This is a genomic window from Acidovorax sp. GW460-11-11-14-LB4, assembly GCF_059423685.1.
Genome location: NZ_JBWKYJ010000012.1, coordinates 1 through 22,918, shown reverse-complemented (window position 1 = coordinate 22,918; position 22,918 = coordinate 1). Strand labels below are relative to the sequence as shown.

Genomic DNA, 22,918 nt, shown 5'->3' with positions numbered 1-22,918 from the left:
CCTGGAGAAGCAATGAACAATAGTTGGTGGTTAAAGTTGCAGGAGCGGCTGTGGGGTATGGCTCCATGGGATGCAGAGCGCATCAGTGACGAGTGGTTTCGGGCGCATTTCGATTACGCCGCCAACGTGGTCCACCAGTGGATGGGCAGCGCGCTTGATATGCGCACTGCAAGACTGCTAAATTTTGGCTGCGGCGATGGCATTACCGATTTGTCTCTGGTGCTGCGCCATGGCGCTACCGCCATTCATGGCATCGATATTCGCAGGGAATACACCAAACTGCCGCGCATTGCCAGCGAGCAACTGGGCATGCGCCGTATCCCGGCTGCGCTGACGTTTGAGACCATCGCGCCGGGCGCGCGCCTGTCGGATCGCCATTCGGGTATCGATGGCATTATGAGCTGGTCTACTTTCGAACATGTGCAGCGCGACCAGTTGCTGCCGATCTTGCAGGATCTGCACGCCTGTTTACGCCCGGGGGGGGTGTTTTTCTTGCAGATCGAACCGTTGTTTCATTCACCCTATGGTTCGCACCTGCGCCGCTATGACGAAGTGCCGTGGCACCATTTGCTGGTGCCCGAAGAGGTGCTGTGGTCCACCATCGAAGCCCACGAAGGGCCGATCAACGCGGAGGAAGTCGACTTTGGGTTTGCTGACTTTGGCGTAGACGGCTACAAACGCTTCGTATTCAAGGAGTACCAACAGCTCAACCGCTTGACGGCGGATGAACTGGTGGATCTTGTGCGTCAGGCTGGTTTCGTGGTGGAGCAACAGGAGCGACGCAGCGTAGACCTGCTGCCACCGCAGCAATTACTTGTTCAATACAGTGAATCAGTGCTGCGCAACAATGAGATTTTTTTGCTGTTGCGCAAGGGTGCTTAGGAAGACAAGTCGTTCACGAGGGCTTGCGTGCCATGACTACAAAGCCATGTGCGGGCTGGCCCTTTTGGGTACGCAGTACGGTGTTTTCGACTTCCACCACAAATCCGGCATCCCGGCACAGGCTCTCGACATGGCTGCGCTTGTGGACGTACCGTTCAGTAGACCTATTCAGGACGAGGTCAGGTCCATCCTCTGGCCCACTTTCGCATGAGAAGAACAGTCTTCCACCTGGCACCAGGGTGCGCCACACCGCGGGAATGACTTTACTCAAGTCGCCCACATACACGCAGACATCCAGTGCAACGACTACATCGTAGGACGTAGCTTCAGCCTCGCTGAGTGCGTCGTGCAGGTCAGCGACGGTCAATGTGTCGTACAGGTTGTAGCGGCGTGCCTGATCAAGCATTTTTGGGGATAAATCCACGCCCGCCAGGCGACCTTGTAGTCTGCCCAGTTGGGCCCCCAGCAGTCCTGTTCCGCAGCCTAAGTCGAGCAGGTTGAGCTTCCTGTCCGGATAAAAAGCGATGATTTTCTTGGCAATCTGCTGTGGCAACCTGTAGTTCAAGCCCTGGACCAGCTGGGCGTCGAAAAAATGTGCAGCGTTGTCGAAAAGTTGCCGGTTGAGTTCGGTGGGCTGGTGTGCTGGAGTTTGTCCTTGTGCGCGCTCTTCGTAGTAGGCGTAGACGGGATTGGTGGGGTCGAGCGCTCGCAGATGGGCTGTTGCGAGAGCAGCTTCTTCCAGACGCCCTGCAATCAAGAGCATGTGCATGCGCCCTTCGAGCGCTGCGCGATCCTCGGGCGAGTCTGCAATGAGCCCGTCCCAGAGAGCAAGGGCCTCGTCATACTGCTCCATCTGACCCAGGGCGGAGGCGAGCATCATTCGCAACTTGGCATCGGAGGGTTGCCGGGCCAGGCCTTGCCGGATACGGCGCACGGCGAGGGCGAAGTCACCAGTGAGTTGTGCGACGTCAATTGCACCATCCAGCACGACGCGGCTCTCGCTGTCAAGTTGAAGCGCTGTGGCGGCGTTCTCGCTCGCTTCTTCATACTGACCCTGTCTCGCCTGCAACTGCGCCAGCACAATAATTCCGGGAGCCCAGTTGGGGGCGAGCGACAGCCCGGTTTGCATGAGTTGAAACGCTCCGGCCACGTTGCCAGCTTTTTCTGACATGACCCCTGCCATCATGTATACGCGTGGGTCGTTGGGGAATTGGGCTCGTGCTTGATTGAGCGCGTCGGCAGCCTGAGCAAGTTGGCCTTGCTCTATCAGCGTGCGGGCGGCTTCGATGAGCGGAAGGTTGGGGTCGGAAATACTGTTCATGGTGGTGATTGAAGTAATTTACTTTTGCAGCCAATTCTTGATTCGACGCTGCCAGTGCGCAGGAATACGGCGGGCTGCAGTGCGCAGCAGAGGGAGCGAACGCAGGTAAGCGAGTGCGTTCAGCGCCTCAGAACGTGCTGACGCGCCCCTGGGTGCCAGGTATTGGGCTAGCAACGCGGCAGCCAATGGTGGCTGCGCGTCTGCTTTGGCCGACATGCCCATCAAATAGTCGTGCTGGTATGTCCAGGGCGCGCTGCTATCAGGTACAGGTTGGGCGAACGTGGGTGCTGGCGGCAAGCCAGGCACGAAATGCTCGGCACGCAAAGCTGTGAAAAAGCGGACCCATTGCTTTCCTTCCTGGTCCCACGGACATACCCAGCTCCAAGGCCTGCCAACAATGCGTTCTGCAAATGCGCCGATGTCCGGAACGGCCACCGGCAAGCCTGCCTGCAAAGCGGCGCTGAGCGTATAGCTGTAGGTCTCAGGCCAGAGGGCGGGGAACCAGACTATGTCGGGTTGCAGCCAAGCCAGCAGTCCCGGCAAGTCCTCGTCCTGGTAGGCGCCATGTACGGTAAGCCGTGCGCGTGGCTGGGTTTGCAGGTGGCGGTAGCCATAGCCGAGCAGATGGAACTCCACAGGCGCACCTGTTCTGGCGGCTTCCTGGGCCGCCGCTTCAAGCACGTCAGCACCCTTGATGGCACTGAGTGCGCCGAGGACCACCACTTTGAGTGGTGCGTCCGGGGGCAAATTTTTGGCCTGCGGCAGTGGCGTTCCCTTGCTGCCAGGCGTGGCCATGTCCGTGTGGGGAATGGCCCGCACACGCGCACTGGGGGCAAATGCAGCGATGCGCCGTGCAGTGTCTGCGCTGGGGGCGATAACCAGGCGAGCGCTAGTCAAAAAGTGACGGTTGCGGTGTCGCCAGTCCGCCACCGTGCCGTTGCCCATGGGGGCGGGGTCATGCGGGGAGCAACAAGCGCATTGCCCAGGGGCGGGTTCCCCAGCAAATCGGTTGTCGCTGCCCGTCAGGGAGATGTGAGCGCAATAGCTGTAGTAGTCGTGCGCGGTGAAGTCATAGTCCACCCCCAACTGTGCTGGCAGGTCCAGAACCAGCGGATCATGGCCAAGGATATGGTGGTAGTGGATATGCCGCACACCCAAGATACTGAGCACCTGAACGAGGTCTGCGAACTGGTCGGAGAGCCGGAACAAGAGTTCAAAGCCTTCATCCTTGCCAGCCAGTTCCAGGCGTACGCGCTGGTCTGGTGCGGGCGTGAGTGTGAGGAAGGTCGCTTGGTCACTCAAATGTTGCGCGAGTTCGCGCACATGGCGAAGGGTGCCGCCCGCCCTGTCGTGCAGCACAGCCAGCACGACGGGGCGTTGAGCCCGCTGTATGCGTGCCATATCCAGCGCGAGGCGATAGGGTTGCGCCGGATCTGCCTGCACAAATGCCATGACCTCTCGCTCGTAGCGGGGGTGCAGGCGTCGCAGGGTTTCCATGGCGGCCCGCTCGCGCGGGCTTTTGCTGTCGCCAAAGCTCACGCCACCGGTGTGCAGCACAAAGGTGTCTAACAGATGGAGATTGCGCCAGCCCGCCTTTGCCGCACGTTGGCAGAAGTCGTTTTCTTCGCCGTAACCCTTGCCGAAGTTCTCTGTGTCAAACAGTCCCACCTGCTGCAGGCAGTCGCGGCGGATGTACATACAAAACCCTACACCGGTGGGCACGTCCACCACGGCGCCCGGATTGGTTTGCGCACACAGTGCGTCCAGCCGTGCCGTGTCGTAGTCCGGCGGCAATGCGTTGTCCTTGCAAAAACGAGGGTAGCTGCAGATCGTGGCGTTGTTGGAAAACGGCGTAACCGAGCCTACCTTCTGGTCTCCGTAGGCTGCGCGGCGAATACGGTCGAGCCAATCATTGGCGACCTCAGTATCGCTGTTGAGTAGCAATACATCGTGGCTGTCGCTCAGCGACATGCCTCGGTTCACCGTTCCTACAAAGCCCAGATTTTCCGGGTTTTCCAGCAGCGTGATGCGGCTGTCTTGCTGTGCACGTTCCCGCAGCCATTCGGTGACTTCTGGTTCCGGGCTGGCGTCGTTGATGACGATCAGGCGCCAAGGCGTTTCGCATTGGCTTGCCAGGGCTGAATCGATACACAGTTGTGTATCGGCCAGCCCTCGGTATACGGGCACGATAACGTCTACAGGATGAGTGCTTGGCGCCAGTGGCACGGGTGCAGGCTTTGCGGGTTGCACGGTTGCCGGGACGCGGCCCAGCAATCGATCAATGTGCATCTTGGCGTGGACCAGGGGGCGGGTGGCTCTGAACACGGTGGAGTTTTCTATGGTCTTGAGGTGGTCGGCCAGTGCTTGGTAGTCCTTGTTCAGGCGAGTAGCTTCCTGCTGCCACGTGGCGCGTTGCTGTGCAAGTGCCTTATTGCATTCTTCTAGAAGGCTGGCTCTGCCACTCACCGCCTGTAGTTGGTTCTGCTGTTGCTCTATCCGGCTCTGTGCATCACGTGCACGGCTCTCCAGTAGGTCGATGCGGTCTCCCAGCGGTTTTACCGTACTGGACAGCGCCAGATAGTCGGCAGACATGGGCCAGCCCAGTTCAACGTCCAGCCGCGCGCCCGAGAGGCTGGCAGACGTAAAAGCCTCGGCGGGGATGGGCAGCTCCAGCCAGGGGTCAGTGCCGGTGAGAAGTAGCAAGCTTGCGCCGGACGCTGGTGGCATAGGGGCTTGCCAGGCAATTTGGCTGTGGGGGGTGGACGCCAGCAAGGTGCGGCTGGAGGTGTCTGCCGACCACTGCCAAAGTGCATCGCCTTGCTCGTTGCGCAGGGTGATGCCGTACAAGTGCAAAAAACCAGCTCGGTCTGCTGGGTCGAGTCTGAGCCGTGTGATGGCCTCGCCAACCGCGGGTATTTGAAAGCTTACGGTTTGATGCTCGGAGCCAATGACGCCGGTGGCGCTGAGCTTGTCACTTTCCGCATAGCCATCATGTCGCCCTATATACAACTGTGCGGTGAAGAGTGCGTTTGCAGCATCAAGGTCAGCGGGAGCGTGTTCGGCGATCGGCACATAGGTCACAGGCCGTGCAACGCCTATGAACTGGTAGGTCAGGGCATCGGGAATGCCGAGCAGGTAGCGGGCGACATTGGGTGGCAGGCGATCAAAGGCCACCTGAAATTCCGAGTCGGGCAATTGCCTAGTGATGGTATCGACAGCGTCCAGATCCCAGCGCTGTTCGGACAGAAACCTCACTAGCGAGCGGCGCGTGAAGAATCGCAGGTGGGTGCGATCGAGCAGGCCTTCCTCTCGGTAGCGGAACTCCCCTTCCAGCAATTCAGCCAGAAGCCCGCTGTAAGCGGCATTGGGCACCGATATGAGTAATCGGCCTTCTGGCGTTAGGAGTTCGCGGCACATCTGCAAAACAGACTCTGGCCGCTTGAGGTGTTCCAGAACATCGGCGCAAACGATGTAGTCATATTGCTTGGTACCGAACATGCTGAGCAAGTCGGCTGTCTCTAGGTCGGCCACCTCCACCTGTCGATAGTGGGGTTGGGCATGCGCAGCCTCTGCTTGACTGAGGGTAACACCATCCGTCGTGCAATCGCGGGTTTCCTTGAGATATTGCCCAAGAGCTCCGCTGCCACACCCCAGATCCAGCACGCAGGCGCCGCGCCTGATCAGGCCGGCCAGGACCGACAGCGAAGTGCGCTCCCCGTCTGCGATGGAGCGCAAATACACGTGCAGATCGTCAATAGAATTCGTCATCCGGCGATTATGACGGGCCAGATACGGCGACTTCGCACGCTGCGCAGGGGACAATACCGGTCGATGTCAGTCATTCAGCCTTTGTTTCAGCCTGGTTTGGTGGTCTCTGTGGTCAGTCACGGACATGGCGACATGGTCCATGCTCTGTTGCTGCAGTTGGCCCGGGTTTCGGCAGCCTCCATATCCCGCGTGGTGCTGACGCAGAACCTGCCAGAGCCGGAGCCCGTTCCTCCGGCGGGGGGCTGGCCATTTGAATTGTTGCGTGTAGTCAATGAGGCACCCCTCGGGTTCGGCGCCAATCACAATCGGGCTTTGGCCACAGTCACTGAGGCGTTTGTGTGCGTTCTCAACCCCGACGTGATGCTGGTAGGCCACGAGGATCCCTTCCAAGTGCTGGTTTCAGCGTGCAGTGCGCCGAACATCGGTTGTGCGTATCCTGTTCAGATCGATCCAGAGGGGCGGGTACAGGGCAGTGAGCGCGAAGTTCCCTCTCCCGTTGCGCTTTTGCGCCGCAGGCTTATGGGCCGCCAGGAGATACGGGTGGATTGGGTAAATGCCGCCTGCATGGTTTTGCCTTCTGCCGTTTGGCGCTCCTTGGGCGGGTTCGATGAGCGCTATTTCATGTACTGCGAAGATGTGGACCTTTGCCTGAGGTTGCGGTTACGTGGGCTGCATTTGGCCAAGGCGCCGGTTCAAGTCATTCACGCCGGGCAGCGTGCCAGTTCGCGTAGCCTGAAGCATTTGGGCTGGCACATCCAAAGTCTATGGCGATTGTGGAATTCGCCGGTCTATGCCCGAGCGCTACAGTTGCTAACCTCGGCGTCTGCCGACAACGGTACCATCGGCGCTCCATGATTTGGTTGTCTGTGGTTGGCTTTTTGGTTGCGGCGCTGGCTGCAGGGCTCATTGTGAGATGGGGGCGGGAGCATGCGGCGGTGTACAGCGATTCGATGCCCCAGCGCTTTCACCTCGGACATGTTCCTCGATTGGGCGGCGCAGCGTTGGTGATGGGTACGTCCGTAGGGTGGGCGTTGGGCGTACTGCAGTCCGTCTATTGGGGCGACCCAGGCTCTCTCCGGCTCGACTTTTGGGTGGCGGGCTGGCTGGTGGTCGTGCTTCCGGCAGTGATCGGTGGCATTGCGGAAGACCTTACCCAGCGCCTTTCAGTGCGTTACCGCCTCACTTTGACCGGGGCATCTGGCGCATTGGCGGTATGGCTTTTGGGTATCAATCTGCCACGCCTGGGCTGGCCCTGGCTTGATGCTGTCCTGGTTGCTGCCCCCTGGCTTGGCATCGCCATAGTAGTGCTTGCAGTCGCAGGCCTGCCCCATGCCTTCAATATCATCGACGGCTACAACGGGCTGGCGGGAATGGTTGCCTTGATCGTGTGCCTCGCTTTGGCGCACGTGGCGCTGCAGGTGGGTGACCGGGCGCTGGCTGCGCTGCTGGTATCCACTGCTGCAGCCACAGGCGGTTTTTTGGTCTGGAACTATCCGCGCGGCATGTTGTTTGCCGGAGATGGGGGGGCCTATGTGTGGGGCGTGGTGATTGCCATGGCCAGCATCTCGCTGGTGCAGCGCAATGCGGACGTATCGCCTTGGTTCCCGATGCTCCTGCTGATCTACCCGGTGTGGGAGACGATTTTCTCCATTTACCGCAAGGCGGTGCGGGGCGTTTCACCGGGCGTGGCCGATGCGCTGCATTTTCACCAGCTCATCTACCGCCGCATTGTTCGTGGGGTGTTTCACGATGATGAGTCCCGCCGGGTGCTGATGCGCAACAACCGTACGTCGCCCTATCTGTGGGGTTTTACGCTTCTGACGGTGGTGCCTGCAGTGCTGTTCTGGAACAACACGCCCCTGCTCATGGCGTTTTGTGGGCTTTTTGTGGTCAGCTATGTCATGGCGTATCTGGCCATCGTGCGGTTCAAAGTGCCGAACTGGCTGCGCCACTGAAGCCTTCTTGTGTTCGCGCGCCTGGCGAATGCGGCACAATTTGCGCCTCACAGTTTTCTCCGGATGGCACGCCCCCATGACCGACCTTCTTTCGATTGCCCCACGCGACAAGGCTGAAATCCTGGCCCAGGCGCTGCCTTACATCCGCAAGTTCCATGGCAAGACCATGGTGATCAAGTACGGCGGCAACGCCATGACGGACCCGGCCCTGCAGGCCGACTTTGCCGAGGACGTGGTGCTGCTCAAGCTGGTGGGCATGAACCCGGTGGTGGTGCACGGTGGCGGCCCGCAAATCGAAACCGCGCTCAACCGACTGGGCAAGAAGGGCGAGTTCATCCAGGGCATGCGTGTCACCGATGCCGAGACCATGGAAGTGGTCGAATGGGTGCTGGCCGGCGAGGTGCAGCAGGACATCGTGGGACTGATCAACCAGGCCGGTGGCAAGGCCGTGGGCTTGACCGGCCGTGACGGCGGCATGATTCGCGCACAAAAGCTCAAGATGGTGGACAGCAAGGATCCCACCATCGAACACGACGTGGGCCAGGTGGGTGACATCGTTTCCATCGACCCCAGCGTGGTGAAGGCGCTGCAAGACGATGCGTTCATTCCCGTCATCAGCCCGATTGGCTTTGGCGAGAACAACGAAAGCTACAACATCAATGCGGATGTGGTGGCCAGCAAGCTGGCCACGGTGTTGCAGGCTGAAAAACTGATGCTGCTGACCAACACCCCCGGTGTGCTCGACAAGGCCGGCAACCTGTTGACCGACCTGACAGCCCGCCGCATCGACGAGCTGTTTGCCGACGGCACCATCTCGGGCGGCATGCTGCCCAAGATTGCCGGTGCGCTGGATGCCGCCAAGGCGGGTGTAAATGCGGTGCACATCATTGACGGGCGTGTGCCCCATGCCATGCTGCTGGAGATCCTGACTGACCAGGCCTACGGCACCATGATCCGGTCTCACTGACCCCGCGTGAGGTCTCCATGCGTCTGCTGTTGGTCGAAGACGATGTGATGGTGGCCAGCGGCATCAAGCTGGGGCTCACCGATGCGGGTTATGCGGTGGACTGGGTGGGCAGTGGCGAGCGGGCCGAAGAGGTGCTGCGCGCCGAGTCGTTTGATGCAGCCATCATCGACATCGGGCTGCCCGCCATGGACGGCCTGGAGCTGACACGCCGCCTGCGCCGCCCAGACATGGCAAGCCCCGCGATGCCAGTTTTGATCCTGACGGCGCGTGACGCGCTGCATGACCGGGTACAGGGGCTGGATCTGGGGGCGGATGACTACATGGTCAAGCCGTTCGAGCTGCCCGAGCTGCTGGCGCGCCTGCGTGCGCTGTTGCGCCGTTCACAGGCCGCGACCACGGCCGTGCTGAGTTTTGGCCCGCTGGAGCTGGACACGGCCGGGCGCCGGGCCAGCATGCGCACACCGGCTGGAGAGCAGGTCATCGAACTGGGCCCGCGCGAGTGGACGGTGCTCGAATACCTGCTCATCAACGCCCCCAAGCCTGCTAGCAAAGACAAGCTGCTGCAGGCACTGACCGGGTGGGACAAGGAGATCACCCCCAACGCGGTGGAGGTGTATGTCTCGCGCCTGCGGGGCAAGCTGGAACCCCACGGTGTGGCGCTGCGGTCCATACGGGGCTTTGGCTACCGGCTTGAACTGCAGGCAACCTGAGCAGGAATTTTCCACGCCCAGTTCGCCGCCTCGCCATGCTTTGGAAAAACTCCTCCCGGCGGCCCGGCCTGCGGGCCATGACATCGGACTTGCGCACCCGGCTACTGCTGATGCTGGTACTGCCCCTGTGTGTGCTGGTGCTGGCAGGGGTCTGGCTGGACTACCGGTCGGCCGATGAGGCAGCTGGCCAGCACGACCAGCGTCTGGTGCGGCTGCTGCCCGCGCTGGCCGATTCGGTGCTGGCGCCGCCCATCCACGACAACGACCCACCGCTGCTGCTGCTGGCGCCGCCCATCGAAGAGTTTTTGCGCCAGAACGCGGGCTTTGCGGCCTATAGCGTGCGCGATACCTCGGGGCGCCTGTTGCTCGGAGAGGGCTGGGTACACGGCGCCGTGCCCACCACACAGGCCCCGGAGTTCCACAGCGTGGAGTTCGGCGGCGTGACGTACCGGGTGGCGGCGCAACGCGGGCGCACGGGGGCGGGCGAACTGGTCGTGGCCCTGGCCGACGGATCGGACCCTCGCCAGAAATGGGCGCAGCAACTGCTCCTGAGGGTGTTGTTGCCCAACCTCGTATTGCTGATTGCCGCGGGTTTTGCGATCCATTGGGCGGTGCGGCAGGCCTTCAAACCCCTTGTGGGGCTTGCGGAGGCGGTGGAGCGCCGCTCTCCCCGCGATCTCAGTCCCATCGACGAGGCCGCCTCGCCCGACGAGGTGCGGCCCCTGGTGCACTCGCTCAACCGCCTGTTTGCGCTGGTCAACGCACAGGCCGAAGGGCAGCGGCGATTTGTGGCCGACGCGGCGCACCAGTTGCGCACGCCGCTGGCGGGCTTGCAGGCCCAGGTGGAGGCCTGGGCCATGATGGCCAAGGCGGCAGCGCCGCCACGCACGTCTTTCCCGGATTTCGACCGGAAAATGCCGCTAGCGCATGAAGATCGTGCACAAGGCGCTATTGTTTTGGGAGCGGATCAGATCGAGAAGCTGCGCAACGCCACGCGCCGCACCTCTCAGCTGGCGCACCAGCTGCTGGCGTTGTCTCGCGCGGACGCCCGCAGCCTGGACGCTCAGCCGCCGCAGCGGGTGGACCTCAAGGATCTGTGCGAGTCGCTGCTGGAAACATTTTTGGACGCAGCCACCGGCAAGGGCCTGGACCTCGGGCTCGATGTCCAGCTGGTGCATGTGACAGGCCATGGCTGGCTGCTGCGCGAGCTGCTGTCCAACCTGGTGGACAACGCCATCAAATACACACCTGCGGGGGGCGTGGTGACCATCCGCTGCGGACTGCGCCAGGGGCGCGCGGGCCCGCCCCGGCCCTACGTGGAGGTGGAGGACGACGGTCCTGGCGTGCCGGAGTCTGAGCGTACCCGCGTGTTGCAGCGGTTCTACCGCGTGCCCGGCGCGGGAGGCGAGGGCACGGGCCTGGGCCTGGCCATTGCGGACGAGATTGCCCGGGTACACCGTGCCGCACTGACGCTGGGCACGGGCCCCCAGGGGTGCGGGCTGCTGGTGACGGTGGTGTTTCCGCTGTAGTCGTGCGAGGTCCCCGGGCCGTCCGGACCGACAAGGGGCCTGTGCGAGAATCATTTCCACACACGATTGACTTGTGCAAACAGGTGGCGGCCCGGCCCCTCCTGGCTGCAGCAAGATGTGACATCGTGATCCACGCCCTGCCGTGATCCGACCATGCCCCGTGGCATGGGCACCGGGAGCAGGGCCCCACCGGAGTCCCTGTCCTGCATGTCTGAAATCTCGCCCCTCCCCGAGCCTGCCAGTACCGCCGACGCGGGTGATGTTGCGGCTGCACGCAAGCGGCCCAAGCCCGGGGAACGGCGCGTCCAGATCCTACAGGCCCTGGCCGCCATGCTGGAGCAGCCTGGGGCCGAGCGCATCACCACTGCCGCGCTGGCCGCGCGCCTGTCGGTCAGCGAGGCGGCGCTGTACCGCCATTTCGCCAGCAAGGCGCAAATGTTCGAGGGCTTGATCGATTTCATCGAGCAGTCGGTGTTCACACTGGTGCAGCAGATCACGGGGCGCGACGTGCCTGACCCCACACAGCCTGCCGACGTGGGCGCTCGCCAGGCGGCGCGCATCGTGGCGCTGGTGCTGCAGTTTGGCGAGCGCAACCCGGGCATGGTGCGGGTCATGGTGGGCGACGCACTGGTGTTCGAGCACGAGCGCTTGCAGCAGCGCATGAACCAGTTCTTTGACCGCATCGAATCCACCCTGCGCCAGTGTCTGCGTGCTAGCACCGCCGCATCCAGCACGCCCACAGTCGATGCCCAGGTGGCGGCCAGCGTGTTGACGGCCTTTGTGGTCGGGCGCCTGCAGTGCTACGCCCGCTCGGGGTTTCGGCGCCTGCCCACCGAGCACCTGGAAGCCAGCCTTGCGCTGATGTTGTAGCGGTCCGCGCTGTTGAGGCGGCGCATCACGGCGGGGGTGGCGCGGCTGCAACGGGTGGTTTGGATGGGTCTCCCTATTTTTTCCGGGGGCTTGGGGGCTGCAGGGAATTTGCTGCAGAATAGAACGAACGTTCGTTTTTATTCGTGCCCATGTCCTCCATCCCCGAATCCCGCCAGGTCACCCGCATCCCGCGCGCTCGCAGTGGTACCGGCCGTGCCTTGCAAAAAGGCCAGCAGACCAAGGCGGCCATCGTCGAGGCCGCGCTGGGCTTGGCCACGCACATCGGGCTGGAAGGCCTGTCCATCGGGGCGCTGGCAGACGTCACCGGCATGAGCAAGTCGGGCGTTTTCGCCCACTTTGGCTCCCGCGAAGAGCTGCAGATCTCCGTCATCCGCGAATACCACACCCGCTTCGAGCAGGAAGTGTTCTACCCCGCCATGTCCGCCCCCCGTGGCGTGGCGCGTTTGTCGGCGCTGTTCGACAACTGGATGAAGCGCACCTCCATCGAAATCGACTCGGGCTGCATTTACATCAGCGGCGCGGTCGAGTTCGATGACCGTACCGGCCCCGTGCGCGATGCGCTGGCCAGTTCGGTGCTGACCTGGCATGCCGCCATGCGCCGCGCCATCGAGCAGTGCAAGGAACTGGGCGAGCTGCGTGCCGACACCAAGGAAGAGCAGATGCTCTTCGAGATCCACGGCCTGATCCTCGCGCTGCACTACGAGGCGCGGTTCCTGCAGACCCCGGGCTCCATCGACCGGGCCGTCGTGGGCTTTCACAACATTCTGGCGCGCTACAGCGCGCCGACAGCGGCAGCCAAGGCACCCACAGTGGCGCGCCGCAAAGTTTCCAACCAAACCACCACATCCAAGGAGTAAACCCATGCCTACCTATACGCCGCCCCTGCGCGACATGCAATTCGTCATGCACGAAGTGCTCAAGGTCAGTGATGAATTCAAGGCGATGCCACCCCACGCCGAAGTGGATGTGGACACCATCAATGCCGTGATCGAAGAGGCCGGCAAGTTTGCTGCCGAAGTCGCCTTCCCGCTCAACATCAGCGGCGACACCGAAGGCTGCGTGCTGAACAAGACCACGCACGAAGTGAAGACCCCCACCGGCTTCAAGGACGCCTATGCCAAGTACGTCGAAGGTGGCTGGGCGGCGCTGAGCTGCGACCCCACCTATGGCGGCCAGGGCCTGCCCTTCGTGCTGAACCAGTGCCTGTACGAGATGCTGAATTCGGCCAACCAGGCATGGACGATGTACCCCGGCCTGTCGCACGGCGCCTACGAAGCCCTGCACGCCCATGGCACCGACGCCCAGAAGGCCCTGTACCTGCCCAAGCTGACCAGCGGCGAATGGACCGGCACCATGTGCCTGACCGAACCCCACTGCGGTACCGACCTGGGCCTGATGCGCACCAAGGCCGAGCCTCTGCCTGACGGCACCTACAAGATCACCGGCAACAAGATCTTCATCAGCGCTGGCGAGCACGACATGGCCGCCAACATCGTTCACCTAGTGCTGGCCCGCCTGCCCGATGCGCCCAAGGGCAGCAAGGGCATCAGCCTGTTTGTGGTGCCCAAGTTCAACGTGAATGCCGACGGCTCGCTGGGCGAGCGCAACCCGATCTTCTGCACGGGCCTGGAGCACAAGATGGGCATCCACGGCAACGCCACCGCGCAGATCGCACTGGACGGCGCCATCGGCACCATGGTGGGCCAGCCCAACAAGGGCCTGGCTGCCATGTTCGTGATGATGAACGCCGCCCGCCTGGGTGTGGGCAACCAGTCGCTGGGCCTGACGGAAGTGGCTTACCAGAACGCGCTGGCCTATGCCAAGGACCGCATCCAGTCGCGCAGCCTGTCGGGCCCCAAGGCCAAGGACAAGGATGCTGACCCCATCATCGTGCACCCCGATGTGCGCAAGATGCTGCTTACCGCCAAGGCCTACGCCGAAGGTGGCCGCGCGCTGCAGATCTTCTGCACGCTGTTGCTGGACAAGGTGCACAGCCACCCCGATGAAAAGGTGCGCAAGGATTCCGAAGAACTCGTGGCCCTGCTGACTCCCATCGTCAAGGCCTTCATCACCGACAACGGCCACATCAGCACCAACGCGTGCATGCAGGTCTTCGGCGGCCACGGCTTCATCAAGGAATGGGGCATGGAACAGTACGTACGGGACAACCGCATCAACATGATCTATGAAGGCACCAACACCATCCAGTCGCTCGACCTGCTGGGCCGCAAGGTGCTGGGCAACAACGGTGCCACGCTGAAAAAGCTGGGCAAGCTGATTGGCCAGCTGGTGGAAGAAGAAGGCGTGAACGAGCGCATGGCCGAGTTCATCAACCCCGTGGCCATGCTGGGCGACCAGATGACCAAGTTCACCACCGAGATCGGCTTCAAGGGCATGCAAAACCCCGACGAAGTGGGCGCTGCTGCGGTGGACTATCTGCGCGTGGCCGGCCACCTGGTGTTCGGCTACCTGTTCGCCCGCATGGCCCAGGTCGCCCTGCGCGAGATCGCCGCCGGCAACACCGACCCGTTCTACGGCGCCAAGCTGCAGACCGCGCGCTTCTACTTCGCCAAGCTGTTCCCCGAAACCGCCACGCTGATGCGCACCGCCCGTGCCGGCAGCAAGGTGCTGATGGACACCGATCTGGCCCTGGCCTGATCGGTGCCGGATGCGGATTTCAAGCCTTTTTGCCAGGGAGCGCAGATGTTCAAAGCGGTAGCAGCTATTGTTTTGGTAGCGGGTGCGCTGCCGGCCTGGGCGCAGATGACGCCCGAAGGCCTGTGGCGCAACATCGACGACAAGACCGGCGAGGCCAAGGCCGAAATCCGCATCCGCGACATCGGCGGCGGCGTGTTGAACGGGGCGCTGGAAAAGCGCCTGTCCAAAGACGCCAAGCCCGACGAGGTCTGCGACGAATGCTCGGATGACCGCAAGGGCAAGCCCATCCTGGGCTTGGAGATCATCCGGGGTGCCAAGAAGGCTGACGGCAAAGAGGTGTGGGAAGGCGGCAAGATTCTCGACCCCGAGAACGGCCGCAACTACACCCTGCGCATGACCCCCGTCGAGGGCGGCAAGAAGCTCGAAGTGCGCGGCTCGATCGGCCCGTTCGGCCGCACGCAAACCTGGATCCGCGTCCAGTAAACCCCATTCCCGTGGCCTTGCGCGCCCCATGCGGTGTTGCGCAACGCCCCAACCAGGAACCCAACCCATGTCCCGATTCCAAGTGAAAAAAGTCGCCGTACTCGGCGCAGGCGTGATGGGCGCGCAGATTGCCGCCCACCTCGTCAACGTGAAGGTGCCCGTGGTGCTGTTCGACCTGCCCGCCAAGGAAGGTCCCAAGAACGGCATCGTCACCAAGGCCGTCGAAGGCCTGAAAAAGCTCAAGCCCTCGCCCCTGGGTGTGGCCGATGACGCAGCGCTGATCCAGCAGGCCAACTACGAAGAGCACATGCACCTGCTCAAGGAATGCGACCTCGTGATCGAGGCCATTGCCGAGCGCATGGACTGGAAGCTCGACCTGTACACCAAGATTGCTCCCCACGTGGCCAAGCACGCCATCCTGGCGTCCAACACCTCGGGCCTGTCGATCACCAAATTGAGCGAAGTGCTGCCCGAGAGCATCAAGCCCCGTTTCTGCGGCATCCACTTCTTCAACCCCCCGCGCTACATGACGCTGGTGGAGCTGATCAACACCCCCACCACCCAGCCAGAAGTGCTGGACCAGCTCGAAGCCTTTGTGACCAGCGGCCTGGGCAAGGGCGTGGTGCGCGCGCACGACACGCCCAACTTCGTGGCCAACCGCGTCGGCATCGCCGGCATGCTGGCCACCATGAAGGAGGTCGAGAACTTTGGCCTGACCTACGACGTGGTGGACGACCTCACGGGCAAGAAGCTGGGCCGTGCATCCAGCGGCACCTTCCGCACCGCCGACGTGGTGGGCCTGGACACCATGGCCCACGTCATCAAGACGCTGCAGGACAACCTGAGCATCGAGACCGATCCGTTCTACGAAAGCTTCGGCACGCCCGCCGTGCTGAAAAAGCTGCTGGAACTGGGCAACATGGGCCAGAAGACCAAGGCAGGCTTCTTCAAGAAGGTCGGCCGCGATGTGATGCGCTTTGAGCTGGAAGGCGAAGAGTACGTGCCCGCCGGCCAGAAGGCCGACGAGGTGTACGCGCGCATGCTCAAGAAGCCCGCTGCCGAGCGCCTGCGCCTGCTACGCAACGCCGAAGGTGCGCCCGGCCAGTTCCTCTGGGCCATCCTGCGCAACAGCTTCCACTACGCCGCCGTGCACCTGGGCACCATCGCCGACAACGCCCGCGACGTGGACCAGGCCATGCGCTGGGGCTTCGGCATGAAGCAGGGTCCCTTCGAGCTGTGGCAGGAAGCCGGTTGGCTCGAAGTCGCGAAGATGATCCAGGAAGACATCGACGCTGGCAAAGCGCTGTGCAAGGCACCGCTGCCCGAGTGGGTCTTCAAGGGCCCCGTGGCCGACGCCGGTGGCGTGCACACCGCGCAAGGTTCGTGGAGTGCATCGCAGAACAAGTTTGTGCCCCGCCGCCAGTTGCCCGTGTACGAGCGCCAGATCTTCCCCGAGGCCCTGTTGGGCGAAACCAGCCTGCCCGACTGGCGCACCGCTGGCACCACGATTGCTGAATCGAAGGCGCTGCGCACCTGGACGCTGGACGGCCAAGTACTCATCGCCAGCATCAAGAACAAGATGCACGCCATCAGCCCCGAGGTGATGGAAGCGCTGATGGAAGCGCTGGAACTGGCCGAGTCTGAGTACCAAGGCATGGTCATCTGGTCCGGCGACGCTCCTTTCAGCGTGGGTGCGGACCTGGAAGCCACGATGCCCGCCTTCATGGTCGGCGGCGCCGATGCGGTGGAAAGCATCGAGCAGGAGCTGCAAAACCTGATGATGCGCATCCGCTATGCGCAGGTGCCTGTCGTCGCAGCCATCCATGGCATGGCGCTGGGCGGTGGCTGTGAGCTGGCCGTGTATTCGGCCAAGCGCGTGGCCCACATGGAAAGCTACATCGGCCTGGTCGAAGTGGGCGTGGGCCTGGTGCCCGGCGCCGGCGGCCTGACCTACATCGCCCGCCGCGCGGCCGAGAACATGGCAGCTTCCACATCCAAGGACATCCTGCCTTTCCTGACCGAAGGCTTCACCGCCGCCGCCATGGCCAAGGTGGGCACCAGCGCTCTGGAGTCGCGCAAGCTGGGTTACCTGCTGGACAGCGACGTGATCGTGCCCCACAAGGATGAGCTGTTGTTCGTCGCCATCAACGAAGCCAAGTCCATGGCCGCGAGCGGCTGGCGTGCGCCGCACAAGCGCCTGTTCCCCGTGGCCGGCCGCAGCGGTCTGGCCACCATCAAGGCCCAGCTGGTGAACATGCGCGACGGCGGCTTCATCAGCGCCTACGACTTCAAGATCGGCGCCATGATCGCCGAAGTGGTCTGTGGCGGCGATGTGGATGCTGGCTCGATGGTGAGCGAGGAATACCTGCTCACGCTGGAGCGCAAGGTGTTCTGCCACCTGATCGCCCAGCCCAAGACGCATGAGCGCATCCTGGGCATGTTGTCTACCGGCAAGCCGGTTCGCAACTGATCCGGACGTCGATGGATACCGGTAGACCGACATGAGCGAACACGCCCCCAACAAATTGCAGCGCTCGCTGATGCGCCTGGACGAGGCCCCCGCCTTCATGCGCGGGTTCGTGCAGAACATCATCTTGCGCCGGGCTGTGCCCTTTACCGGCACGGCCGGGGTGAAGTTCGTGTCGCTCACGCCTGAGCGGGTCGAAGTGCATCTTGCCAACGAGCACCGTGTGCAAAACCACATTGGTGGTGTGCACGCCTCGGCCATGAACCTGCTGGCCGAAACGGCCACCGGCATGGTCGTGGGCATGAACGTGCGCGACGACTGCCTGCCGCTGGCCAAGGAGCTGAGCATGGCGTTCAAGAAGCGCGCCACGGGCGGCTTGAAGGCCGTGGCCACGCTCACCGCCGAGCAGCGCGCCGCCATGTTGGCCAGCGACAAGGGCGAGGTGCAGGTGAAAGTCACCGTCACCGACGAAGCCGGTGTGGAGCCGGTCGAATGTGTATTTACGTGGGCCTGGGTTCCTTCCAGCCGCCCCCCCAAGAATTGAAGGAGTTTCACCATGGCTCAAAAACAAGTCCAGGACGCCTACATCGTCGCCGCCACGCGCACGCCCATCGGGCGCTCGGGCCGCGGCTATTTCAAGAACACCCGCCCCGACGATCTGCTGGTCGCCGCGATCAAGAGCGCCATGCTGCAGGTGCCCACGCTGGACCCCAAGGCGATTGAAGACGCCATCATCGGCTGCTCGTTCCCCGAAGGCGAGCAGGGCATGAACATGGCCCGCATCGCCATGGGCCTGGCGTTTGACCACCCCGTGGGCGGCGTGACCGTGAACCGCTTTTGCGCATCGGGCATCACCGCGCTGCAGATGGCGGCTGACCGCATCCGCGTGGGCGAGGCCGACGTGCTGATCGCCGGCGGCGCCGAGTCCATGAGCCTGGTGCCCATGGGCGGCAACAAGCCCTCGTTCAACGCCGAGATCTTTGCGAAGGACGAAAACGTGGGCATTGCCTACGGCATGGGCCTCACGGCCGAAAAGGTCGCCCAGCAGTGGAAGGTGAGCCGCGAAATGCAGGATGCCTTCGCCCTCGAGTCCCACCTGCGTGCCATCAAGGCGCAAAAGGCCGGTGAGTTCACCGACGAAATCACGCCCATCGAGATCGTGGACCGTTCGCCCAACCTCGCCACCGGCGAAGTGGTGGAAAAGCGCCGCACCGTGAGCCTGGACGAAGGCCCACGCCCCGATACATCTCTGGAAGGCCTGGCCAAGCTCAAGCCCGTGTTTGCGGCACGTGGCAGTGTCACGGCGGGCAACAGCTCGCAGACCAGCGATGGCGCCGGTGCCCTCATCGTGGCAAGCGAAAAGGCCGTGAAGCAGTTTGGCCTGACGCCCCTGGCGCGTTTTGTGAGCTACGCAGCGCGCGGCGTGCCGCCCGAGATCATGGGCATTGGGCCCATCGAAGCCATTCCGGCAGCCCTGCGTTATGCGGGTCTCAAGAGCGATGACATTGGCTGGTATGAGTTGAACGAGGCGTTTGCGGCCCAGTCGCTGGCGGTGATCAATACGCTGGGTCTGAACCCTGCGAACGTGAACCCGATGGGCGGCGCGATTGCGCTGGGGCATCCGCTGGGGGCCACGGGTGCGATCCGCGCAGCGACGGTGGTGCATGCGCTGCGTCGGCACAAGCTGAAGTACGGCATGGTCACGATGTGTGTAGGTACCGGCCAAGGCGCCGCCGGCATCATCGAAGCTCTTTGAGTTAGCTGGCTACTGCGCGGGTCATCTGCGTCGTTGGGCGGTGCTCGGAATCCTCACGTACAGGAAGTACGTTCCGGTTCCTGCGCTCCGTCCGCCTAGCAGCTGATCCCGCTCGCTACGCCCTGGAGGACGGGGTGTGAAGGCTGGGGTACGAGACCAGCCCGTTGTGTTTTCCATTCAAGCCGGCGCAGATCGGTTTCGAACCAAGGAGACAGACATGAACAAGCAAACCTTGCAGGTCAACGGGGCAGTGTCTTTGGCGCTGCGTGTCTACGAACCTGAGGGCGCACCGCGCGCCAGCGTTGTCATCGGCGGCGCGATGGGGGTGCGGCAGTCGTTCTACGAGGCCTTTGCGCTGTGGATGGCGCAGCAGGGGTTTCGGGTCACCACGTTCGACTACCGAGGCCATGGCGATTCGCTGCAGGGCGCGATGCGCGATGTGAAGGCGGATCTGTTTGATTGGGCGCAGGACTATGAGGCGGTGATCTCTGGCGCCAAGGCCGCGTTGCCTGCGCAGCCGCTGTACTTACTGGGCCACAGCCTGGGCGCGCAATTGCCAGGGCTGCTCAAGAAGCCCGAACAGGTGGCGGGCCTGCTCAGCGTGGCCGCAGGCAGCGGCTACTGGCGTGACAACGCGCCGCAGCTCAAGCGCATCGTTCCGTATTTCTGGTGGGTGCTGGTGCCGCTGGCCACGCGGCTGTGCGGGTACTTTCCGGGGCGCACGCTCAAGAAGGTGGGCGATCTGCCTGCGGGGGTGATCCTGCAGTGGCGGCGCTGGTGTCTGGACCCCGCTTACAGCGTGGGGGCCGAGGGGCCTGCGGTGGCGCGGAGTTATGGCGCGGTGCGGTTCCCGGTGCTGGCGCTGTCGATGGCGGACGACGAGCTGATGACCTTGCGTGGCACGCACAACCTGGTGAACCTGTACGCCAACACCGAGCGCCGGGTGGAGAGCATCACACCGGCCGACCTGCAGGTGCGGCGCATTGGGCACTTTGGTTTCTTTCGCGACCAGTTCCGCCAAAGCCTGTGGCCGCGCGCAGCGGCTGCGCTGGCCGCACTGGGCGGTGGCGGAATGCCCCATGGCGAAGTCTCCGGTACGACGGCCTGAGCGGTCGTTTCGCGGCACACTTGCAGCATGACTTCCTCTTCATCCACTTCTTCGTCTGCGTCTTCGTCCTCCGCTACCCACCCGCTGGACGAGGCGCTGCAACTGACGGCTTCGTCCGCTGCGACGGGCCAGTACGAAGGGCAGACCCACCCCGGCTACTGGAACATGGTCGGCCCGTTTGGCGGCATCACCGCTGCCACGCTGCTGCAGGCCATCTTGCAGCACCCCGACCGGCTGGGCGATCCGCTGTCGCTCACTGTCAACTATGCGGGCGCTTTGACCGCTGGTGCGTTCACGGTGCAGGCAACTCCTGTTCGCACCAATCGTTCCACCCAGCACTGGACGCTGTCGATTCTGCAGGCCGGTGCCGACGGCGCGCAGGTGGTTACCACCACGGCCACCGCCGTCACGGCCGTGCGCCGCGAGACCTGGAGCGTGGGCGATGTGCCCATGCCGCAGGTGCCCCCACCTGCAGAGCAAAAAGCCATCGTCGCCCCCTTGGGCGCCGTGGAATGGCTCAACCGCTACGAGATGCGCCCCATCGCTGGCTTCATCCCGCGCACCTGGGACGGCAGCGGCGACCACAGCCTGACGCAGCTGTGGATGCGCGACACACCACCGCGGCCGATCGACTTCGTGGCGCTGTCCGGATTGGCTGATGTGTTCTTCCCCCGCGTGTGGCTGCGCCGTGCGCGCCAGGTGCCTGCGGGCACGGTGTCGATCACCGTGTACTTCCACGCCACGGCAGAGCAGCTGCAGGCCACGGGCACTGGCTTCCTGCTCGGCCAGGCGCGCGGGCAGGAGTTCCGCAACGGTTTCTTTGACCAGACCGTGCAGCTGTGGAACGAGGCTGGCACCATGCTGGCCACCAGCCATCAGATCGTTTACTACAAGGAATAGGAAGTCGGCCTGTTGCCCTGTGCCGTACCGCATTCCTCTCGTCCCAATCCATCCGACCCGGAACTTTCACCACCATGACCGAAGCCACCCAAGACATCCTTGCCCACACCGAAGCAGGCGTGACCACCATCACCTTCAACCGCGTGGATAAGAAGAACTCCATCACGCGCGACATGTACGCCGCTATGGCTGATGCGCTCGATGCCGCCAAGGCCGATGCCAGCGTGCGCGTGGTGGTGTTCCAGGGCGACGTGGCGATCTTCAGCGCGGGCAACGACATCGGCGACTTTCTGCAGCAGCCGCCTGCCACGCAGGACTCGCCCGTGTTCCGTTTTCTGCGCGGCATCGCCACCTTCCCCAAGCCCGTGATCGCCTCGGTGTGTGGCCCGGCCGTGGGCATCGGCACGACGATGCTGTTCCATTGCGACCTGGTCTATGCGGGCGACAACGCGGCGTTCTCCATGCCGTTCGTGAATCTGGGCCTGTGCCCCGAGGCGGCGTCGAGCCTGCTGGTGCCGCAGATGCTGGGGTACCACCGCGCTGCGGAAGCGCTGCTGCTGGGCGAGCCTTTCATGGCCGAGGCGGCGTTGGAGGTGGGGCTGGTGAACCGTGTGGTGCCGCCGACCGAATGCAATGGGGTGGCGCAGGCGCAAGCGAAGAAGCTGGCTGCCAAGCCGTTGTCGTCGCTCATCGAAACCAAGCGGTTGATGAAGGGCGGGCAGACGGCGAAGGTGCTGGAGGTGATGGCGGAAGAGGGTGAGAGCTTTGGGCGCATGTTGCGTGAGCCTGCAGCGCGGGAAGCGTTCTCGGCGTTTATGGAAAAGAGAAAGCCAGATTTCAGCGCGGTTTGATTCGCTAGTTCTGAGGTGTTTTGGGCTACTGGCGCTTGTAAATAAAGCGCTGGAAGCTATTGTTTTTATAGCTCGTTCGCGCCCCATCCGTTCGGGTTGGCCTACCGAAGCTTGTTTTGGCGGTGGCTACTGCATGCCCGTGTGAAGTGCGGGAGCCGGGAGTCGCCCGGCGTGCGAGTTCCTTTCTTTCGCGTCGCCGAAAGAAAGTCACCAAAGAAAAGGCGACCCCACTGTCTGCGGCCCCTTCGCGGTGCGAAGGGGCAAACCTGCGGCGGGGCGGCTGCGGGGTGCGCCGTGGAACTCACTGCGCTGCGTTGCAGCTTCGTTCAGACATCCACGGCGAGTCAGAGCACGAAGCACGCGCGCTGCGACGCGCGTGCCACCCCACAACCGCCCCGCCGCAGGCGCAGCCAGCAGGGGTGGGACAGCCGAACATCCAAACAACCGAACAGCCGGACATCCATTCGGGCCATTGCTGCGCTCGGCCGCGCCTGCGCGGCGCAAAGCGCTTGCGCCCGCGATGTGGGGCCGAGCGCAGCGATGGCCCGTGTGGATGTTCTGCCCCCCGTGCCCCTTTGGATGCGCCGAGGAGCGTAGGGTTTGGCGGATCAGGGCTCGCGTGTGTCTGAGCGACGCGCAGCGGCGCGAGTTGAGCGAGACCCCGCCAAACCT

General features: G+C 63.2%; 18 protein-coding genes. 16 read left to right on the top strand and 2 right to left on the bottom strand.

The genetic code is table 11. From position 1 onward, the window contains the following. Positions 1 to 12: 12 nt before the first annotated feature. A complete protein-coding gene (locus AC07X4_RS07055; protein ID WP_288851653.1) occupies positions 13 to 882 on the top strand; it encodes a class I SAM-dependent methyltransferase in 870 nt (289 codons plus the stop codon). 13 nt (positions 883 to 895) lie between these two features. Here the strand turns inward: AC07X4_RS07055 and AC07X4_RS07050 are convergent, their stop codons facing one another. Both AC07X4_RS07050 and AC07X4_RS07045 read right to left on the bottom strand, forming a co-directional pair. Further along, on the bottom strand, positions 896 to 2,203 hold the full coding sequence (locus tag AC07X4_RS07050; protein ID WP_056059431.1) for a methyltransferase: 1,308 nt from the start codon (positions 2,201 to 2,203) through the stop codon (positions 896 to 898). Between the two features lie 18 nt (positions 2,204 to 2,221). Beyond that, a complete protein-coding gene (locus AC07X4_RS07045) occupies positions 2,222 to 5,971 on the bottom strand; it encodes a methyltransferase domain-containing protein (protein WP_494739645.1) in 3,750 nt (1,249 codons plus the stop codon). On the opposite strand from AC07X4_RS07045, the gene AC07X4_RS07040 reads away from it, so the two are divergent. The 15 genes from AC07X4_RS07040 to AC07X4_RS06970 all read left to right on the top strand — a co-directional run bounded on the left by AC07X4_RS07040 (position 5,945) and on the right by AC07X4_RS06970 (position 22,246). Next, positions 5,945 to 6,826: a glycosyltransferase family protein gene (locus AC07X4_RS07040; protein WP_494739644.1), complete on the top strand. Its 882-nt coding sequence runs from the start codon at positions 5,945 to 5,947 to the stop codon at positions 6,824 to 6,826. The genes AC07X4_RS07045 and AC07X4_RS07040 overlap by 27 nt on opposite strands. After that, positions 6,823 to 7,926, top strand: a complete 1,104-nt coding sequence (locus AC07X4_RS07035) for a glycosyltransferase family 4 protein (RefSeq protein WP_056059425.1) — start codon at positions 6,823 to 6,825, stop codon at positions 7,924 to 7,926. The genes AC07X4_RS07040 and AC07X4_RS07035 overlap by 4 nt, the downstream gene beginning before the upstream one ends. Before the next feature lie 76 nt (positions 7,927 to 8,002). Beyond that, positions 8,003 to 8,893, top strand: coding sequence for an acetylglutamate kinase (argB, locus tag AC07X4_RS07030; RefSeq protein ID WP_056059422.1), 891 nt, complete (start codon positions 8,003 to 8,005; stop codon positions 8,891 to 8,893). Positions 8,894 to 8,910: 17 nt separating this feature from the next. Then, positions 8,911 to 9,603 carry a response regulator transcription factor gene (locus AC07X4_RS07025; protein ID WP_056059420.1) on the top strand — a complete coding sequence of 231 codons (693 nt, stop codon included), beginning with the start codon at positions 8,911 to 8,913 and terminating at the stop codon, positions 9,601 to 9,603. Positions 9,604 to 9,680: 77 nt separating this feature from the next. Next, positions 9,681 to 11,132, top strand: a complete 1,452-nt coding sequence (locus AC07X4_RS07020) for a sensor histidine kinase (protein ID WP_494739643.1) — start codon at positions 9,681 to 9,683, stop codon at positions 11,130 to 11,132. 207 nt (positions 11,133 to 11,339) lie between these two features. Then, positions 11,340 to 12,002, top strand: a complete 663-nt coding sequence (gene slmA, locus AC07X4_RS07015) for a nucleoid occlusion factor SlmA (protein ID WP_494739642.1) — start codon at positions 11,340 to 11,342, stop codon at positions 12,000 to 12,002. A 149-nt stretch (positions 12,003 to 12,151) separates the two neighbouring features. After that, positions 12,152 to 12,880 (top strand): TetR/AcrR family transcriptional regulator, encoded by a 729-nt coding sequence (locus AC07X4_RS07010; RefSeq protein ID WP_099731283.1) that lies wholly within the window; start codon positions 12,152 to 12,154, stop codon positions 12,878 to 12,880. Between the two features lie 4 nt (positions 12,881 to 12,884). After that, positions 12,885 to 14,681, top strand: coding sequence for an acyl-CoA dehydrogenase C-terminal domain-containing protein (locus tag AC07X4_RS07005; protein ID WP_116748879.1), 1,797 nt, complete (start codon positions 12,885 to 12,887; stop codon positions 14,679 to 14,681). Positions 14,682 to 14,726: 45 nt separating this feature from the next. Continuing rightward, a complete protein-coding gene (locus AC07X4_RS07000; RefSeq protein WP_108499667.1) occupies positions 14,727 to 15,164 on the top strand; it encodes a DUF2147 domain-containing protein in 438 nt (145 codons plus the stop codon). A 67-nt stretch (positions 15,165 to 15,231) separates the two neighbouring features. Beyond that, positions 15,232 to 17,634, top strand: coding sequence for a 3-hydroxyacyl-CoA dehydrogenase/enoyl-CoA hydratase family protein (locus AC07X4_RS06995; protein WP_494739641.1), 2,403 nt, complete (start codon positions 15,232 to 15,234; stop codon positions 17,632 to 17,634). Between the two features lie 31 nt (positions 17,635 to 17,665). Continuing rightward, on the top strand, positions 17,666 to 18,175 hold the full coding sequence (locus tag AC07X4_RS06990; protein WP_060984111.1) for a DUF4442 domain-containing protein: 510 nt from the start codon (positions 17,666 to 17,668) through the stop codon (positions 18,173 to 18,175). A 12-nt stretch (positions 18,176 to 18,187) separates the two neighbouring features. Beyond that, positions 18,188 to 19,387: an acetyl-CoA C-acyltransferase gene (locus AC07X4_RS06985; protein WP_494739640.1), complete on the top strand. Its 1,200-nt coding sequence runs from the start codon at positions 18,188 to 18,190 to the stop codon at positions 19,385 to 19,387. A 217-nt stretch (positions 19,388 to 19,604) separates the two neighbouring features. Further along, the gene (locus tag AC07X4_RS06980; RefSeq protein WP_494739639.1) at positions 19,605 to 20,495 is read left to right on the top strand and encodes an alpha/beta hydrolase family protein; all 891 of its coding nucleotides are present in this window, start codon (positions 19,605 to 19,607) and stop codon (positions 20,493 to 20,495) included. Between the two features lie 27 nt (positions 20,496 to 20,522). Continuing rightward, positions 20,523 to 21,395 (top strand): acyl-CoA thioesterase, encoded by an 873-nt coding sequence (locus tag AC07X4_RS06975; RefSeq protein WP_494739638.1) that lies wholly within the window; start codon positions 20,523 to 20,525, stop codon positions 21,393 to 21,395. 74 nt (positions 21,396 to 21,469) lie between these two features. Then, positions 21,470 to 22,246 (top strand): enoyl-CoA hydratase, encoded by a 777-nt coding sequence (locus tag AC07X4_RS06970; RefSeq protein ID WP_010462523.1) that lies wholly within the window; start codon positions 21,470 to 21,472, stop codon positions 22,244 to 22,246. The last annotated feature ends 672 nt before the right edge of the window (positions 22,247 to 22,918 follow it).

Coding starts and splice junctions, on each gene's coding strand:
- AC07X4_RS06985 (WP_494739640.1), top strand. CDS start 18,188: ATGGCTCAAAAACAAGTCCAGGACGCCTACATCGTCGCCGCCACGCGC.
- AC07X4_RS07010 (WP_099731283.1), top strand. CDS start 12,152: ATGTCCTCCATCCCCGAATCCCGCCAGGTCACCCGCATCCCGCGCGCT.
- AC07X4_RS06995 (WP_494739641.1), top strand. CDS start 15,232: ATGTCCCGATTCCAAGTGAAAAAAGTCGCCGTACTCGGCGCAGGCGTG.
- AC07X4_RS06990 (WP_060984111.1), top strand. CDS start 17,666: ATGAGCGAACACGCCCCCAACAAATTGCAGCGCTCGCTGATGCGCCTG.
- AC07X4_RS07025 (WP_056059420.1), top strand. CDS start 8,911: ATGCGTCTGCTGTTGGTCGAAGACGATGTGATGGTGGCCAGCGGCATC.
- AC07X4_RS07050 (WP_056059431.1), bottom strand. CDS start 2,203: ATGAACAGTATTTCCGACCCCAACCTTCCGCTCATCGAAGCCGCCCGC.
- AC07X4_RS07020 (WP_494739643.1), top strand. CDS start 9,681: ATGACATCGGACTTGCGCACCCGGCTACTGCTGATGCTGGTACTGCCC.
- argB (WP_056059422.1), top strand. CDS start 8,003: ATGACCGACCTTCTTTCGATTGCCCCACGCGACAAGGCTGAAATCCTG.
- AC07X4_RS06970 (WP_010462523.1), top strand. CDS start 21,470: ATGACCGAAGCCACCCAAGACATCCTTGCCCACACCGAAGCAGGCGTG.
- AC07X4_RS07045 (WP_494739645.1), bottom strand. CDS start 5,971: ATGACGAATTCTATTGACGATCTGCACGTGTATTTGCGCTCCATCGCA.
- slmA (WP_494739642.1), top strand. CDS start 11,340: ATGTCTGAAATCTCGCCCCTCCCCGAGCCTGCCAGTACCGCCGACGCG.
- AC07X4_RS07005 (WP_116748879.1), top strand. CDS start 12,885: ATGCCTACCTATACGCCGCCCCTGCGCGACATGCAATTCGTCATGCAC.
- AC07X4_RS06975 (WP_494739638.1), top strand. CDS start 20,523: ATGACTTCCTCTTCATCCACTTCTTCGTCTGCGTCTTCGTCCTCCGCT.
- AC07X4_RS07035 (WP_056059425.1), top strand. CDS start 6,823: ATGATTTGGTTGTCTGTGGTTGGCTTTTTGGTTGCGGCGCTGGCTGCA.
- AC07X4_RS07055 (WP_288851653.1), top strand. CDS start 13: ATGAACAATAGTTGGTGGTTAAAGTTGCAGGAGCGGCTGTGGGGTATG.
- AC07X4_RS07000 (WP_108499667.1), top strand. CDS start 14,727: ATGTTCAAAGCGGTAGCAGCTATTGTTTTGGTAGCGGGTGCGCTGCCG.
- AC07X4_RS06980 (WP_494739639.1), top strand. CDS start 19,605: ATGAACAAGCAAACCTTGCAGGTCAACGGGGCAGTGTCTTTGGCGCTG.